Annotated in this window: 11 protein-coding genes; 5 read left to right on the plus strand and 6 right to left on the minus strand. The window is 72.5% G+C overall.

Annotated elements, in window-relative coordinates:
- Positions 1-54: 54 nt before the first annotated feature.
- Positions 55-1,605: a gluconokinase gene (locus ADK57_RS09345; RefSeq protein WP_053748897.1), complete on the plus strand. Its 1,551-nt coding sequence runs from the start codon at positions 55-57 to the stop codon at positions 1,603-1,605.
- On the opposite strand, the gene ADK57_RS09350 is transcribed toward ADK57_RS09345, so the two are convergent.
- The 6 genes from ADK57_RS09350 to ADK57_RS09375 all read right to left on the minus strand — a co-directional run bounded on the left by ADK57_RS09350 (position 1,553) and on the right by ADK57_RS09375 (position 9,440).
- Positions 1,553-3,007, minus strand: a complete 1,455-nt coding sequence (locus ADK57_RS09350) for an MFS transporter (protein WP_053748898.1) — start codon at positions 3,005-3,007, stop codon at positions 1,553-1,555. The two genes, ADK57_RS09345 and ADK57_RS09350, sit on opposite strands and share 53 nt — an antisense overlap.
- Positions 3,004-5,115 (minus strand): multicopper oxidase family protein, encoded by a 2,112-nt coding sequence (locus tag ADK57_RS09355; protein WP_063785939.1) that lies wholly within the window; start codon positions 5,113-5,115, stop codon positions 3,004-3,006. Before ADK57_RS09355 ends, ADK57_RS09350 begins: the two co-directional genes overlap by 4 nt.
- Before the next feature lie 448 nt (positions 5,116-5,563).
- Complete coding sequence (gene gnd / locus ADK57_RS09360; RefSeq protein WP_053748899.1) at positions 5,564-6,460, minus strand: phosphogluconate dehydrogenase (NAD(+)-dependent, decarboxylating); 897 nt, start codon at positions 6,458-6,460, stop codon at positions 5,564-5,566.
- A gap of 6 nt (positions 6,461-6,466) precedes the next feature.
- Complete coding sequence (locus tag ADK57_RS09365) at positions 6,467-7,384, minus strand: NAD(P)-dependent oxidoreductase (protein WP_053748900.1); 918 nt, start codon at positions 7,382-7,384, stop codon at positions 6,467-6,469.
- A complete protein-coding gene (locus ADK57_RS09370) occupies positions 7,381-8,421 on the minus strand; it encodes an NAD(P)-dependent oxidoreductase (RefSeq protein ID WP_234390067.1) in 1,041 nt (346 codons plus the stop codon). The genes ADK57_RS09365 and ADK57_RS09370 overlap by 4 nt, the downstream gene beginning before the upstream one ends.
- A gap of 26 nt (positions 8,422-8,447) precedes the next feature.
- The gene (locus ADK57_RS09375; RefSeq protein WP_053748902.1) at positions 8,448-9,440 is read right to left on the minus strand and encodes a cyclase family protein; all 993 of its coding nucleotides are present in this window, start codon (positions 9,438-9,440) and stop codon (positions 8,448-8,450) included.
- Positions 9,441-9,631: 191 nt separating this feature from the next.
- Between ADK57_RS09375 and ADK57_RS09380 the strand changes: the two genes are divergently transcribed.
- From ADK57_RS09380 to ADK57_RS09395, 4 genes are all read left to right on the plus strand, one after another.
- Complete coding sequence (locus tag ADK57_RS09380; RefSeq protein ID WP_234390069.1) at positions 9,632-10,423, plus strand: IclR family transcriptional regulator; 792 nt, start codon at positions 9,632-9,634, stop codon at positions 10,421-10,423.
- A 158-nt stretch (positions 10,424-10,581) separates the two neighbouring features.
- Complete coding sequence (locus ADK57_RS09385; protein ID WP_420711849.1) at positions 10,582-12,177, plus strand: sugar ABC transporter ATP-binding protein; 1,596 nt, start codon at positions 10,582-10,584, stop codon at positions 12,175-12,177.
- A complete protein-coding gene (locus tag ADK57_RS09390) occupies positions 12,177-13,454 on the plus strand; it encodes an ABC transporter permease (RefSeq protein ID WP_053748904.1) in 1,278 nt (425 codons plus the stop codon). Before ADK57_RS09385 ends, ADK57_RS09390 begins: the two co-directional genes overlap by 1 nt.
- Positions 13,455-13,500: 46 nt before the next feature.
- On the plus strand, positions 13,501-14,679 hold the full coding sequence (locus ADK57_RS09395; protein WP_234390073.1) for a substrate-binding domain-containing protein: 1,179 nt from the start codon (positions 13,501-13,503) through the stop codon (positions 14,677-14,679).
- Positions 14,680-14,972 lie beyond the last annotated feature (293 nt).

A 14,972-nucleotide genomic window follows, 5' to 3' on the forward strand; every position in this document is an offset into this window, starting at 1 on the left:
ACAGCACACCGGGTCGACACGGCCACGGATACGAAAACGGAGGCGGAGACAGTGATGAAGGACGAGACCCAGGTGGTGCTCGGGATCGACCTGGGCACCACCGCGACCAAAGTGGTCGCGGTGGACGGTGCCTACCGGGTGGTCTCGACCGTCGAGCGTCCCGCGCCGCTGCGCACCGGGCGGCACGGGGAAGCCGTCCACGACCCGGAGACGGTGCTGGCGGGAGCGATGGAAGCGGTCCGGGAGAGCGCCGGGATCTGTGCCGGGCGCGGTCTTGCGGTCGTTGCCCTGTCCTTCAGCGCGGCCCTGCACACCCTGCTCGCGCTGGACTCCTGCGGCGATCCGTTGACCCCGGCGCTGAGCTGGGCGGACACCAGGGCCGCCGACATCGCCAGACGCCTGCGGGCGGCCGGGAGCAGCCGCGGTACCGGCCCCGCCCCGGCCGGAGGCGGCGGCACGGCAAGGACGGAGAACATCGATGCCGACGCCCTGCACCGGGCGACCGGAACCCCCGTGCACTCCATGGCCCCGCTCACCAAACTCGCCTGGTTCACGGCACACGAGCCGGAACTCGTCCGGCGTACGGCCACCTGGTGCGGCCTGAAGGACTACGTCCTCGCGCGGTTCACCGGCAGGCTGGTCACCGACCTGTCCTGCGCCTCCGCCACCGGCCTGCTGGACATGCGCACCACCCGATGGCACGACCCCGCCCTGGACATCGCCGGGGTGGGTGCCGACCGGCTGCCCGAACTGGTGCCGCCGACCACCGTGTTCACGCTGCTCCCCGAAGTCGCCGCCGCCCTGGGGCTGCCCGCCGGGCTGCCCGTGGTGGCGGGCGCCGGGGACGGTCCGCTGGCCAATCTCGCCGTCGGGGCCACCGCGCCGGCCACCGCCGCCCTGTCCCTCGGCACCAGCGGCGCCCTGCGCGTCGTACGCGACCGGCCCGGCGTGGACGAACGCTGCCGGGTGTTCTGCTACTACCTCGCGGACGGACTGTGGGTGCTCGGCGGGGCGGTCAGCAACGCCGGGGTCGTCGCCCAGTGGGCCGCCGAGTCCTTCGGCGGCGTCGACGTCGGTGACCTGCTGAAGGAGGCAGGCGAGGTCGAGCCCGGCGCCGAGGGGCTGATCGCCCTGCCGCACCTGCTCGGGGAACGCGCACCCTGGTGGGACCCGGACGCGCGCGGCGCCCTGATCGGGCTGCGCCGCGGACACGGCAGGGCCCACATGACCCGGGCCATGATCGAGGGTGTCGGGCAGCAACTCGCCCTGGTGCGCGACTCCTTGCTCGCCGCCGACGCCCCGATCACCTCGGTGCGGGCCACCGGGGGCGCCCTGCGCTCCCCCCTGTGGGCGGAGATCGTCGCCGCCGCGCTCGACATGCCACTGGAGATCACCGACGACACCGCGGGCTCCGGCTTCGGCGCCGCGCTGCTCGCCCGGCACGCGCTCGGCGCCCTGCCCTCGCTGACCTCCCCGGTGCCCGGCGCCCGCGCACACCGCACCGTGACCCCCGATCCGGTGGCGGCGCGGCGGCTGGCGGAGACCCGCGGACTCAGCGAACAGCTGTACCAGCTCCTGCGCGGGATGCAGGGGCCGCACCGGTGACCACCGCCCCGGCGTCCCGCCGCAGTCGTGCCGCCTCCGCGACCGTGGCCAGGGGAAGCAGGGCGAGCAGCGCGAACGCCACCCGGTAGGGGGCGGCGGGGCCGGCCAGGCCGAGGAGGGGCGCGACCGGGCCCGCCGCGTGCAGCGCCAGGGCGCCGAAGGCGACCCCGAGGCCGGCGGCGAGCTGCTGCACCGTGCTGGAGAGCGCGTTGGCGCCGCTGGTGCGGTCCGGCTCGATGTCGGCGAAGCCGATCGTCGCGTACGCACTGAGCGAGACGGACCGGCACACGCCGCTCACGAACAGCACGGACACCACGACGGCCATCGGCGTGTGCGGGCCGAGCAGCCCGCACAGCACGAAGGTCGCCGCCGTCGCGACCCCGTTCACCAGCAGCACGGCACGAAAGCCGAAGCGGCGCAGCAGGGGACTGGTGAGCGGCTTGACGGCGACGTTGCCCGCGAACACCGCTATGAGCACCAGTCCGGCGGTGGCCGCGCTCCAGCCGAAGGCCCCCTGGAACATCAGGGGCAGCAGGAACGGCACGGCGGTGATCGCCGCGCGGAACAGGGCGCCACCCGCGTTCGACACCCGGAAGGTGTCCACCTTCAGGGCGTCGAGGTCGAGCAACGGGCCTCGCGTCCGCCGCAGGTGACGTACCGTCAGCAGACAGAGAGCGGCCCCCGCGGCGAACCAGGACGCGCCCGCGCCCCACGCGGCCGGCGCAGCCCCGAACCGCTCCAGCCCCAGCACCACCCCCGCCAGCCCGGCCCCGCCGAGCCCGAAGCCCGCCCAGTCGAGACGCGGCCGGTCCGCCCGCCGCAGATCGGGGACGAGCCGCAGGGCGAGCGGCAGCGCCAGCACGCCCAACGGCACGTTCACCAGGAAGATCCAGTGCCAGGAGGCGTACGTCGTGAACAGCCCGCCCAGCGCCGGTGCGAGGACCGGGGCCAGCAGACCGGGCCAGGTCAGCCAGGCGATCGCGCGCAGCAGATCCGTCTTCCGGGTGGAGCGCAGCACCGCCAGCCTGCCGACGGGCACCATCATCGCCCCGCCGATGCCCTGCGCGACGCGCATCGCGACCAGCTCGGGCAGCCCGCCCGCCGCCGCGCAGAGCGCCGAGGCGAGAGTGAACACGGCGATCGCCCAGACGAAGACCCGGCGGGCGCCGTAGCGGTCGGCGGCCCAGCCGCTCACCGGGATGAACACGGCCAGCGCGACGAAGTACGCCGTCATGGCGACGCCGATGTCGGCCGGCCGCACCCCGAAGGAGGCGGCCATGTCGGGGGCGGCCGTCGAGATGATCGTGCCGTCCAGGTTCTCCATGAAGAAGGCCCCGGCGACCAGCAGAGCCAGTCCCCGGCGGCCCGCCTCTTCGCCCTTCGGGCCGCCCCCGCCGCTCACTGGTGCGTCTCCGTGCCGTGCTGTCCCGACGACGGCGCGCCGGTGCCGGTCCCGGCGCTCATGGACATCGGCATCGGCATACCGATGTCCTGGATCTGGCCGGGGAGGACGACGAACTGCCGCATCATGCCCATGTCCTCGTGTTCGAGCATGTGGCAGTGGTAGACGAACTTCCCCGCAGTGTCCCCGAAGTAGCCGTCCACCGTGACCAGTTCACCCGCTCCGACGCGCACCGTGTCCTTCCACCCCCGCTCGCCGGGCGGCACCGTCCCGGCACCGGTCCGGCGCAGCGGGGCGCCAGTGCCGCAGCCGATGCCGCCGTCCGGCATCGAGAACGACGTGAACCCGCTGACGTCGTACGACTCCCGGCTCACCACCCGGAAGCTCGTGGCGTGGATGTGCATGGGATGCGGCCAGCCCGACGGCGCCGCGTGCAGGAACCGCCACTGCTCCCAGCCGCGGGTACGGACGAAGAAGCGCACCGGGTCGTGGAAGTCCGCCGCCGCGCGACGGTACGTGGTCAGGGTGCCGTCGTTCTCCTTGATCTGCACGATGCCGTCGGCCGGAAGCCCACCGGACGGCGCCTCGGTCCTCTCCATCTCCCAGCACAGGGCCTGACCGGGGCCCATGGGCGTCAGCACCACCAGCCGCTCGGTCGGGTGATGAGGGGTGGTCGGGGTGCCGGTCCCGTCGTCCCCGAGGGAACCGTCGCTCAGCCGCCGCGGCAGCGTGAAGGGGTCGTGGACGGGGTGCTCGTCCACCCGGAACTCCATCACCTGCGGCCACGGCCCGGGGTCGGGACTGGGGTTGGTGTTCGTCAGCCGCAGCCGGCGACCGCGGAACGCCGAGAAGTCGATCAGCAGGTCGGCGCGCTCGGCGGAGCCCAGTGTCAGCCCCTCGGCGGGGTCCACCGGTACCGGTTCCGTCAGCAGTCCGTGGTCCGTGCCGATCTGGTACACGGTGCCGGACGGCACGGCACGCCCGTTCTCGTCGGTCAGCGTCAGCCGGTACTGGCGTGTGTTGGCGGCATTGACGACGCGGAAGCGGTACCAGCGCGGCTCGACCTGCAGATACGGCCAGATCACCCCGTTGACCGCGGTGTAAGGACCGGTGAACGCGCGCATCTGCACCAGCGGTTCACTGCGTACCACGATCGTCTTGTGCAGCAGCCGGCCGGTGAGCCGGCCCTCGCCGTCGGTCTCCAGATTGCGGTCCGCGAGCATCAGCGGAATCTCGTACGCCCCGCCGGGAAGACCGAGGGCGTCCTCCTCCTCGTCCCGGACCAGATACATGCCGGACAGTCCAGCCATCACGTTCCACCGGGTGATGCCCATGGCGTGGTCGTGGTAAAAAAGCGCCGCCGCACGCTGCTCGTTGGGGTACTCCGACAGCTGCGAGGCGCCCGGCTGCACACCGTTCTCCGGCCAGCCGTCGTTGCCGCCGCCCGTGAGCGCGCCGTGCAGATGGACCACCGTCCACGGCCGCAGGGCCGCGACATCTTCGCGCGCACTCACGCCGCCGCGGCCCGGCTGGTCCCAGATCGCGGGCGACGTCGTGGCGTTGGGCACCTCGACGACCGTCACCGGGAGGCCGCCGGACAGTTCGTTGGTCCAGGTCACGCGGAGCTTCTCGCCCCGGCGGACCTCGAAGGTGGGGCCCGTCACCTGGCCGTCGTAGGCCCAGACGGGGGTCGGCGGCAGCTGGGAGTGCATGCGCGTCGTCGTCGTCCGCATCCGGACGGTGGCGTACGAGACGCCGTCCGCCCGGGTCTTCCTGACGGTCGAGGGGATGCGCAGGGGGTCAAGGAACGGGGTGAGGCTGCGGTAGGTGGGTGCCTCCTGGGCGGGTCCGGCCGGTCCGCCGCGGGGCGGGGCGGGCTCGTCGTCGGTGACGAGCCCCGCCGGGTGCGTCCGCGCGGAGACGTCGGTCGTTTCGGCCGTTGTCGCAGTCGCGGTTCCGGACTCGGTGGCCGCGCTCGCCGTCGTCGGCACCGCCGCGCTGTCGGCGGTGGCGACGACGGCGCCCGCCGCCGTGGTGACGAGAAAGCCCCGTCGGGTGAGCGCCGAACGGCTCACGCCCGTCGGGTTGTTGCCGTCTTGGGTGCGCATGGTGTCCTTCACTCATCACCGCGGCGTCCCCGCCCCTGGCGGTCCGCCGCTACGGCTCCTGGTCGCCCGGTCCCGGGGCATCCGCCTCGGACCGGACGGTATCCACTCCGGGCCGTCCAGGCCCGGAGCGGTTCCCGGGCCGACGATCCCGTGTCGCCGGTTTCCGGGGTCGTTCCGATGAAGTGCCGCACACCCGCCGACCCCTGCGCGCGGTCCATGCGGAGGCGCACGCCGCGTGGCAGCGCGACGTGCTGAACAATGCCTCCTGCGCTCAGGGGGCTGGTGTGCGGGACATCCGGGTCCGGGCCCTCGACCCCCTGAGCGACTGTCATTCTTTCGGGGGCAGGTCGTCCAGGGCTGTCGACCGCCTGCTGCGCGTACGGCTGCCGTACGGCCGTCGCCGGCCCCGGACATGGTGAGGGTCCGCGACGGGGCCCGGCAGGGTCGGTCAGCCCTGCTCGGTCCCGCCCGCGCCGGCGCCGTGCACCGCGTGGCCGCCGAACTGACGGCGCATCGCCGCGAGGGCCTTGAGCTGGTCCGCGTCCGGCTTGCGGGAGGCGAAGCGGGCGAAGAGGGCCGCGGTCATGGCGGGGGCGGACACGGAGAGGCGCACCGCTTCCTCGACCGTCCAGCGGCCCTCGCCCGAGTCGTCGACGCGACCGGAGAGGGTCGCCAGCCCCGGGTCCTCGTCCAGGGCACGCACCAGGAGGTCCAGCAGCCAGGAGCGGACGACCGTGCCGTGCCGCCAGGAGGCGAGCACCTTGGGCACGTCGGGCACGTACTCGCTGGCCTCCAGCAGTTCGTAGCCCTCGGCGAGCGCCTGCATCATGCCGTACTCGATGCCGTTGTGGACCATCTTGGCGTAGTGACCGGCGCCGACCGGGCCCGCGTGGCACAGGCCGTCCTGGTCGGGAGCGAGCGACTCCAGCAGCGGCCAGACGCGCTGGACGTGCTCGTCCTCGCCGCCGCACATCACGGCGTAGCCGTTCTCCCGGCCCCAGACCCCGCCGCTCACACCGCAGTCGACGTAGCCGATGCCGTGCTCGGCGAGCATCCGGGCGTGCTCGGTGTCGTCGCTGAAGCGGGAGTTGCCGCCCTCGACGATCACGTCACCGGGGGACAGCAGCTGGGCGAGCTGCCGCAGGGCCTGGCGGGTCGGTTCGCCCGAGGGGAGCATCAGCCACACCACGCGGGGTCCGGCGAGCTTCGCGACGAGTTCCTCCGGTGAGTCGGCGTCGCGGTCGGGGGAGGTGCGGCTGTAGCCGAGCACCTCATGGCCGCGGTCCCGCCAGCGGGCGGCCATGTTGCCGCCCATGCGTCCGAGCCCGACGATTCCTACCTGCATGTGTGTTCAGTCCTTCGTGTGGTGATCGGAGTTGGGGGTGCCGCCGCGCAGCAGGTCGAGGACGACGCTGTTGTCCAGGTCGCCCAGGCCCTGGGCCTCGACGGCCGCATAGAGTTCGGCGACGGTCGTGGAGAGCGGCAGCCTGACGTGTGCGTCGGCGGCGCTGTCCAGGACGAATCCGAGGTCCTTGTGGAGGTAGCGGGCCGGGCCGGAGGGGGTGAAGTCCGCCTCGGCCAGGTGGTGCCGTTTCTGGGCCAGCACCTCGGAGGAGGCGAGCCCGCCGGCGAGTACGTCGAGCAGCGCGGCGGGTTCGAGGCCGCCGCGCTCGCCGAGCAGGACGGCCTCGGCGAGCGCCACCAGGGTTCCGGCGACGACTAGTTGGTTGCAGGCCTTGGCGAGCGAGCCGGAGCCGGTGTCCCCCAGGCGCCGTACGGTCGAGCCCATCGCCTCCAGATACGGGCGGACCCGTGCGACCGCCTCCGCCGGGCCCCCTGCCATGATCGACAGGGCGGCGTCGCGGGCGCCGGTCACTCCGCCGCTGACGGGGGCGTCGACGACCGTGATGCCCTGCGGGTGCAGTTTCTCGGCCAGGGCGCGCACCGCGACGGGGGAGACGGTGCCCATGACGACCAGGGTGTCCATGACCGGACGTCCGGAGCGCAGTCCGTCCGGGCGGTCCAGCAGCTCGATCACCTGGGGGAGATCGGGGAGCATGGTGAGGACGACCGGTGCGGCGCCGGCCACCTGTTCAGGGCTGTCGGCGGTGCGGCAGCCGGCGGCCGCGGCGGTCTCCAGCGGGGCCTGGCCGCGGTTCCAGGCGATCACGTCGAAACCGGCCCGGGCGAGGTTCACCGCCATGGGCAGTCCCATCGCGCCGAGCCCGAGGAAGCCGACGGGGCCGCTGGCGAGGCCGGTGACGCTCATGCGCCGGCTCCCGCCGGGGTGTCCTGACGAGCGGTCAACTCGGCGAGGCGACCGATCAGTCGAGGGCTGTCGACCACATCCCGGTTGACGACGAAGGGCGGTACGCGGCCCGCCGCCACCTCCAGCACGGCCCGGACCGCGCTGCCACCGTTCCCGGCGGACATCTCGTCGGTCCACGCCAGGGCGTGCGGGCTGAGCACGACCTGGTCCATGCCCAGCAACGGGTTGTCGGGGCCGGGCGGTTCGCTCTCGAACACGTCGAGTCCGGCGCCCCTGATACGGCGTACCCGCAGCGCGTCGATGAGCGCGGCCTCGTCCACGATGGGCCCGCGGGCCACATTGAGGAGGACGGCCGTGGGCTTCATCAGCGACAGCCGGCGCGCGTCGACGAGATGACGGGTCTCCTCCGTCAGCGCGCACATCACGATCACGGCGTCGGCCTCCGCCATCACGGTGTCGACGTCCGCGAGCCGTACACCGAGCCCGGCCGCGCTCTCCTGCGGGCAGTACGGGTCGTACGCCACGACGTCGACCTCGAACGGCGCGAGCAGGCCGACCAGATCGCGGGCGGTGTTGCCGAGGCCGATCAGCCCGATGCGGCGGCCGGTGAGCCCGAGGCCCATCCACTGTTCCTTCTCGGCCCAGCGACCCTCCCGGACCAGCCGGTCCTTGGCGGTCACGTTGTGCAGCACGGCGAGGAGCAGGGTGAGAGCGGCGGTGGCGACCGGACGCCGGGCGCCGTCGGGGGTGATGGTCACCAGGGCGCCGTTGCGGGTGCACGCGTCGAGGTCGACGGTGTCGTAGCCGACGCCGAAGCGGGCGAAGAGGAGCGGGGGGCGGGCGGCACCCTCGAAGGTGCGTGCCGTGACGGCGGGGCCGGCGAACAGGACGGCGTCCAGACCGTCGACGTCCTTGCCGAGGAGTTCCCCGGTGTCACGCGGCAGGTAGTGCCAGTCGATCCCGGCGGCGTCGAGTTCGCCGAGCCGGATGTCGCCCCACACATTGCGGCCGTCCGCGTCCAGGAAGTCCCGGCTCACGCCGACTCTGAACTCCGCGGCGCCCATCACAGCACCGCGATCGGGTTGACGGGCGAACCCGTGCCGCCGGGGACGTTCAGCGGGGCCACGACGAACAGGAACTCGTAGCGGCCGGCCTGCGCGCAGGCGGTGGAGAGCGCTTCGAGGTCGAGGTTGTCCAGCAGCGGCACGCCCATGGCGGTGATCGCCAGGGCGTGCACGGGGGAGTGCAGTCCTTCGACCGGCGAGGGCCGTACGTCGCTGTCGCCGTCGCCGCCGAGCAGGGCGATCCCGCGCTCGGCGAACAGCGGCATGGCGTCCACGTGGAAGCCGGCGCTCGCATTGTCCGGGTTCCAGGCGCCGAGTTCGGAGCGGCGCCGGAAGTGGCCGGAGCGCAGGAGCACCGCGTCGCCGTCGCCGATGGTGACGCCGAGAGCCTTCTCGGCGGCGGTGACGTCCTCGGCGTGCACGGCCTGACCGGGCTCCAGCCAGTCGGTGCCGAGTACGGCGGGCATGTCGATCAGTACGCCCTTGGTGACCAGCGGGCCGAGCGCGGAGACCGAGCCGAAGCGGGCGCCGCCCGCGTCGACGACCTCGCGTGCGGTGCGGCCGTCGTAGAGCTGTCCGCGGTAGGCGATGTGGGACAGCGCGTCGAGGTGGCTGACACCCTTGCCGTGGTAGTCGACGGCGATGAAGTCCTTGTGGCAGGAGGGTTCGGGGGCTTCGACGTCGCCGAGGTCGGACATGTAGTGGAGGGCGGGCTTGCCGTTGTCCGGGCCGGGCACCGTGTTCCAGGGCAGTGCGGTGGGGATGGTGGTGCCGGTGCGGACCAGAGCGGTGGCGCGGCGTGCGTGTTCCGGGGTGACCCGGTTCCATGCGCCGCGGTCGGCCTCGTCCGGGGCCCAGCGGCCCCAGGTGCGCAGCTCGTCGAAGAGCCTGTCGAACTGTGCGCGGGAGAGGGTGGGGCCGTTGTCCGGTTCGCGGCCGAAGGCGTTGTCGCCGGGGGGCGGGGGAGACGGATCGTGCGGGCTGCTGGTCATCTGATGCTCAGCGCTCCAAGGCTCGGAGGGTGTCGTCGGCCGACCCGGAGGGCGCGCTACGGTCGAGTGGTCCCGAAGGGATGCCAGAGATCTCGACGGCAGCGTGCGCCGACGGCATTGCCGTTCGGGGGCACACGAGAGACAATAGCCAATATGCTGAACGACGAACAGAATGATGGGTGGAGTTGCTGGTGAGCGCAAGTGACCCGGGTAGTCTCGTCCCCGCCGTGACGCGGGCCGTGGCCATCCTCGATGCACTCGGTGAGGCGGAGGGCCGCCCGCTGTCGGTGAGTGAGATCGCGCGCGCCCTGGGCCTGCCGAAGTCCTCGACGGGCAATCTGTGCGCCTCGCTCGAGGCGGCCGGCATGATCGCGCGCAACGGTTCGGGCTTCAGCCTGGGGCGCAAGCTCGTGGAGCTCGGCGGCCGCTACCTGGCCACCGTCGATCAGCTGCGCGACTTCTACGAGCTGTGCCGGCGCAGTGCCCACATCTCGCGGGAGACCGCGCGGGTGGCCGTACTCGACGGCCTGGACGTCCTCTATCTGGGACGTTACGACGGTACGCAGCCGTTGCGGCTGACCGCCAACATCGGCGACCGCTTCCCGGCGAACTGCACGGCCACCGGCAAGGCGATCCTGTCCACTCTGGATCCGGCGGTGGCCGAGGACCGGCTGCGCGGCCGCACCCTGCCCGCGCTCAGCGAGCGGTCCATCACCTCCGTGCCCGCCCTGATGGCGGACCTGGCGAAGGCCCGGGAGCGCGGCTACGCGATCGACGACGAGGAGGCGACGGCGGGCATCCTCTGTCTCGCCGTGCCGGTCAACGGCTTCCGTACGGACTCGGCGCCGTTCGCGATCAGTGTCACCGTGCTCAAGGCCCGGCTCGACGACGAGTTCCGCGAGGCGCTGCTGAAGGACCTGCGGGTCATCGCGGCGGGTCTGGAGAACCCCATGCTCCCGCAGGGGGCGTCGGTGGGCGGCTGAGGTCACGGGCCGGGTCCCGGCCCCCTTCCCGGTAGTACCCCGCGGCGGCCGTACGGAGATCTCTCCGTACGGCCGCCGTAACTTTGGGGCAATAAATGCCGGCGGAGCTATTGACCAACATGCTGGTGGCTGTACAGGATTCTGGTCGAGCCGATGGAATGGTCCTCGGCTGGCAGATCCCTTCGGAGAAGTCCGTGTATGACGCTCCCGATGACATAGCCGACACAGCTGACACAGCTCCACACCGCCCCCTGGTGAGCATCCGGGGGCTGCGCAAGCGATTCGGCGGCACTCTGGCCCTCGCCGATGTCGACCTCGACCTTCACCCGGGCAGAGTTCTCGCCCTGTTGGGTCACAATGGTGCCGGCAAGTCGACCCTGATCAAGGTCCTCGCCGGGGTCTACAAAGCGGACCAGGGCGAAGTCACCGTCGCGGGCCACCCGCTCGGCACCGAGTCCGCCTCCGCGGAGATGTCCTTCATCCACCAGGACCTCGGCCTCGTCGAATGGATGACGGTCGCCGAGAACATCGCCCTCGGCACCGGTTACCCGCGCCGCGCCGGCCTCGTCTCCTGGCGGCAGGTCCGCGAGCGCAGCACCGAGGCGCTGGACATCGTCGCAGGTCACCTCGACCCGGACGCCGCGGTCGCCGACCTCACCCGCGCCGAGCGCTCCCTCGTCGCCATCGCCCGCGCCCTCTCCACCCGGGCCCGGCTCATCGTCCTGGACGAACCCACCGCGAGCCTGCCCGCCGCGGACTGCGCCCGCCTCTTCGACGTCCTGCACACCCTGCGCGACCGCGGCCACGGCATCGTCTACGTCAGCCACCGGCTCGACGAGGTCTACCAGGTCGCCGACAGCTTCGCGGTCCTGCGCGACGGTCACCTCATCAGCGAGGGCCGCCTCGCCGACCACGGCCCCGACCGCATCGTGCGCGACATCGTCGGCCACGAAGCGGAGAGCCACCGCCCCGCCCCCGGCCCCAAGGCCCGCACCGGCGAGGCCCCCACCGTGCTGCGCCTCACCGGCGTCACCACCGAGGGCGCGGGACCCGTCGACCTGGAACTGCGCGCCGGGGAGGTCCTCGGCATGGTCGGTCTCACCGGCGCAGGCCACATGGACCTCGGCCGCGCCCTCGCGGGTTCCCGGCCGATCCAGGACGGTGAGGCACTGCTCGACGGCAGGCCGTACCGCCCGGGCTCGCCCGCCGCGGCCGTCGACGCGGGCATCGGCTTCGTCACCAGCAACCGCCAGGAGGAGGGCTGCGCCCTCGAACTCACCGTGCGGGAGAACTTCCTGGCCAACCCGCGGGCCGACAGCCGCTCCCCGTGGCGCTGGATCAGCCCGTCACGCGAGCGCGCCGAGGCGACAGCGCTGGTCGAGAGGTTCGGCGTACGCCCGGCCAACTCCGAGGCACCCATCGCGACCCTCTCCGGCGGCAACCAGCAGAAGGTCATGATAGGCCGCTGGCTGCGCCTCAGCAGGCGCGTCGTGATCCTGGAGGAGCCGACCGCGGGAGTCGACGTCGGTGCCAAGGCGGAGATCTACCGCCTGCTCGACGACGCGCTCGCCCAGGGACTCGCGGTCCTCCTCATCTCCACCGACTTCGAGGAAGTCGCCGACGTGTGTCACCGCGCCCTGGTCTTCGTACGGGGCCACGTGACCGCCGAACTCAGCGGCGAAGCCCTCACCGTCACCGAACTCACCCACGCCGCGTCGGCCATGCCGGCGCTGACCGGAACGGCGGACAACTGATGGCCACCGAGACCGAATCCGCCCGCCGGCGGGCCGACCACGGCGGAACCCCACCGCGGGACGGGGCCGCCGGGGGCGGCGCCCGCAAGGGAACACCCCGCGCATCGCGCAGGCAGCCACCGGGCGCCGGCGACAAGGACGCGGGCAGCGGCACCATCGCCGCCCGGCTGCGCGGCGGCCACCTCATCGGCACCTACGGCCTGCTCGGCCTGACCGCCCTGCTGTTCGTGATCTTCGCGCTCGCCCTGCCGGACACCTTCCCGACGATGGACAACGCCTCGTCGATCCTGTCCAACCAGTCGATCCCCGCGATCCTCGCCCTCGGCGCGATGATCCCCATCGTCACCGGCAAGTTCGACCTCTCCGTCGGCTACGGACTCGGCTTCGCCCACGTCCTGGCCATGCAACTCATCGTGAACAGCGGCTGGCCCTGGCCGATGGCGTGCGTCGCCGTCATCCTCGGCGGCGGCATCGTCGGCGTACTCAACGGCCTGCTGGTGGAGTTCGCCAAGATCGACTCCTTCATCGCCACCCTCGGCACCGGCAGCCTCCTGTACGCCTGCACCGGCTGGATCACCGACGGCGCCCGCATCGTGCCCGGCCCGGGCGGTCTGCCCCCGGCCTTCACCGACCTGTACGACTCCAGGTTCCTCGGCCTGCCGGTCCCCGCCTTCTACGTCCTCGCGCTCGCCGTGGTGCTCTGGCTGCTGCTGGAGCGCCTGCCGCTCGGCCGCTACCTGTACGTCATCGGCTCCAACGCCCGCGCCGCCGACCTCGTCGGCATCCCCACCCGCCGGTACGGCATCTACGCCTTCGCCGGTTCCGGACTCGTCGTCGGCTTCGCGGGCGTCCTGCTCGCCGCGCAGCAGCAGATCGGCAACCCGAGCGTCGGCATGGACTACCTGCTGCCCGCCTTCGTCGGCGCCCTGCTGGGCTCCACCGCCATCAAACCGGGCCGCGCCAACGCCGCCGGAACCGTCGTCGCCGTCGCCATCCTCGCCATCGGCCTGGCCGGCATCCAGCAGCTCGGCGCCGAGTTCTGGGCGACCTCCCTGTTCAACGGCGGCACGCTGCTCCTCGCGGTCGGCCTGGCCGGCTACTCCGCCCGCCGCAGACTGCGCGCCGGCGCCACCGCCACCCGCCGCTCACTGTCCGCGCCCGGCGAACCCGCGACGGTGTCCGCGACGGAGCAGCCGACGCCCGCCGCGACCGGTCCGTCCGCGACCGGTCCGTCCGCCACCGCCGCGTCCGACGACGACGCGCCGCACACTCTCTGACCGCGGCCGGACCTCCGCGCCCGCTCGTCGCCCTCCCGCCTGCCGTATGTCCTCAAGGAGCACCGCCGTGTCGTACCACCCCACTCGCAAGGCAACCGTCAGAGCCGTGGCCGCCCTGGCCGTACTCACTGCTTCCGTCGCAGGCTGTACCCGAGGCTCCGAGAGCGCCGGCTCCACCACCGTCGGCGGGTCCTCGAAGGCCGGTTGTCCGGCCGTCCTGGCGAAGGCGAAGAAGGCGGTCGCGGGCGCCGAGGCCGTCGACGCCCCCTGGGGCGGGCCGACCACCGGCCCCAAGGCGGTCGCAGGCAAGACGATCGTCTACGTCGCCCAGAGCATGACCAACCCCGGAGTCGCGGGCGCCGCCGAAGGCGTCGAGGAGGCCGCCAAGGCCATCGGCTGGAAGGTGCGGATCATCGACGGCCAGGGCACCCCGGCCGGTATCCAGGCAGCCGTCAGCCAGGCCGTCGCCGTGAAGCCCGACGGCATCGTGCTGTCCGGCTTCGATCCCAAGTCGACCGCCCAGCAGGTCGCGCAGGCCAACGCCGCCGGCATCCCGCTCATCGGCTGGCACGCCGTCGGCACCCCCGGGCCCAGCAAGGCCCCGAAGCTCTTCAGCAACATCACCACCAAGGTCGAGGACGTCGCGAAGATCAGCGCCGACTGGGTCATCAGCCAGTCCAACGGCCGGGCCGGCGTGGTGGTCTTCACCGACGCCTCCATCCCGTTCGCCAAGGGCAAGTCGGACCTGATCGAGAAGGAACTCGCCACCTGCTCCGACACCAAGGTGCTGTCCACCTCCAACATCCCGATCGCCGACGCCAGCAGCCGCACCCCCCAGGAGGTCTCCGCGCTGCTGTCCCGCTTCGGCACCAAGTGGACGCACTCGGTGGCCATCAACGACCTCTACTTCGCCGACGCGGCACCCGCACTGCGGGCGGGCGGCAAGCAGGGCAACGGTGCCCCCTTCAGCATCGGCGCCGGCGACGGCGACCCCTCGGCCTTCCAGCGCATCAACAGCAAGCAGTTCCAGGCGGCCACGGTGCCCGAACCGCTGTCCGAGCAGGGCTGGCAGATCGTCGACGAGTTCAACCGCGCCTTCGCAGGCAAGCCCGCCAGCGGCTACATCGCCCCGGTGCACATCACCACGGCGGCCAACAGCGGCGGCGGCTCCTCCTGGGACCCGAAGGGATACCGCGAGGCGTACCAGAAGCTCTGGGGCAAGTAGGCGACACCGTCGGCGCCGGCAGGCCCCTCCCGGTCCTCCCCGGCGGGAGGGGCCTCTCCCTGAGCCACGGCCCTCGCTCCTTCCGTCCGGCCACTTTCCTTCCGTCCGGCCACTTCCTTCCGTCCTCACATTCCTCCCGTCCTCACACAGACACAGGAGCCCACGCGTGAATCCACACTCGACCGCTGCCGCCTTCGAGTGGACCGAGTTGGACCAGCGGGCCGTCGACACCGCCCGCGTCCTGGCCGCCGATGCCGTACAGAGGGTCGGCAACGGCCATCCCGGTACGGCGA

The organism is Streptomyces sp. MMG1533 (genome assembly GCF_001279775.1).
Lineage (GTDB): Bacteria > Actinomycetota > Actinomycetes > Streptomycetales > Streptomycetaceae > Streptomyces.

Coding starts and splice junctions, on each gene's coding strand:
- ADK57_RS09345 (WP_053748897.1), top strand. CDS start 55: ATGAAGGACGAGACCCAGGTGGTGCTCGGGATCGACCTGGGCACCACC.
- ADK57_RS09355 (WP_063785939.1), bottom strand. CDS start 5,115: ATGCGCACCCAAGACGGCAACAACCCGACGGGCGTGAGCCGTTCGGCG.
- gnd (WP_053748899.1), bottom strand. CDS start 6,460: ATGCAGGTAGGAATCGTCGGGCTCGGACGCATGGGCGGCAACATGGCC.
- ADK57_RS09365 (WP_053748900.1), bottom strand. CDS start 7,384: ATGAGCGTCACCGGCCTCGCCAGCGGCCCCGTCGGCTTCCTCGGGCTC.
- ADK57_RS09375 (WP_053748902.1), bottom strand. CDS start 9,440: ATGACCAGCAGCCCGCACGATCCGTCTCCCCCGCCCCCCGGCGACAAC.
- ADK57_RS09385 (WP_420711849.1), top strand. CDS start 10,582: ATGGTCCTCGGCTGGCAGATCCCTTCGGAGAAGTCCGTGTATGACGCT.
- ADK57_RS09390 (WP_053748904.1), top strand. CDS start 12,177: ATGGCCACCGAGACCGAATCCGCCCGCCGGCGGGCCGACCACGGCGGA.
- ADK57_RS09395 (WP_234390073.1), top strand. CDS start 13,501: ATGTCCTCAAGGAGCACCGCCGTGTCGTACCACCCCACTCGCAAGGCA.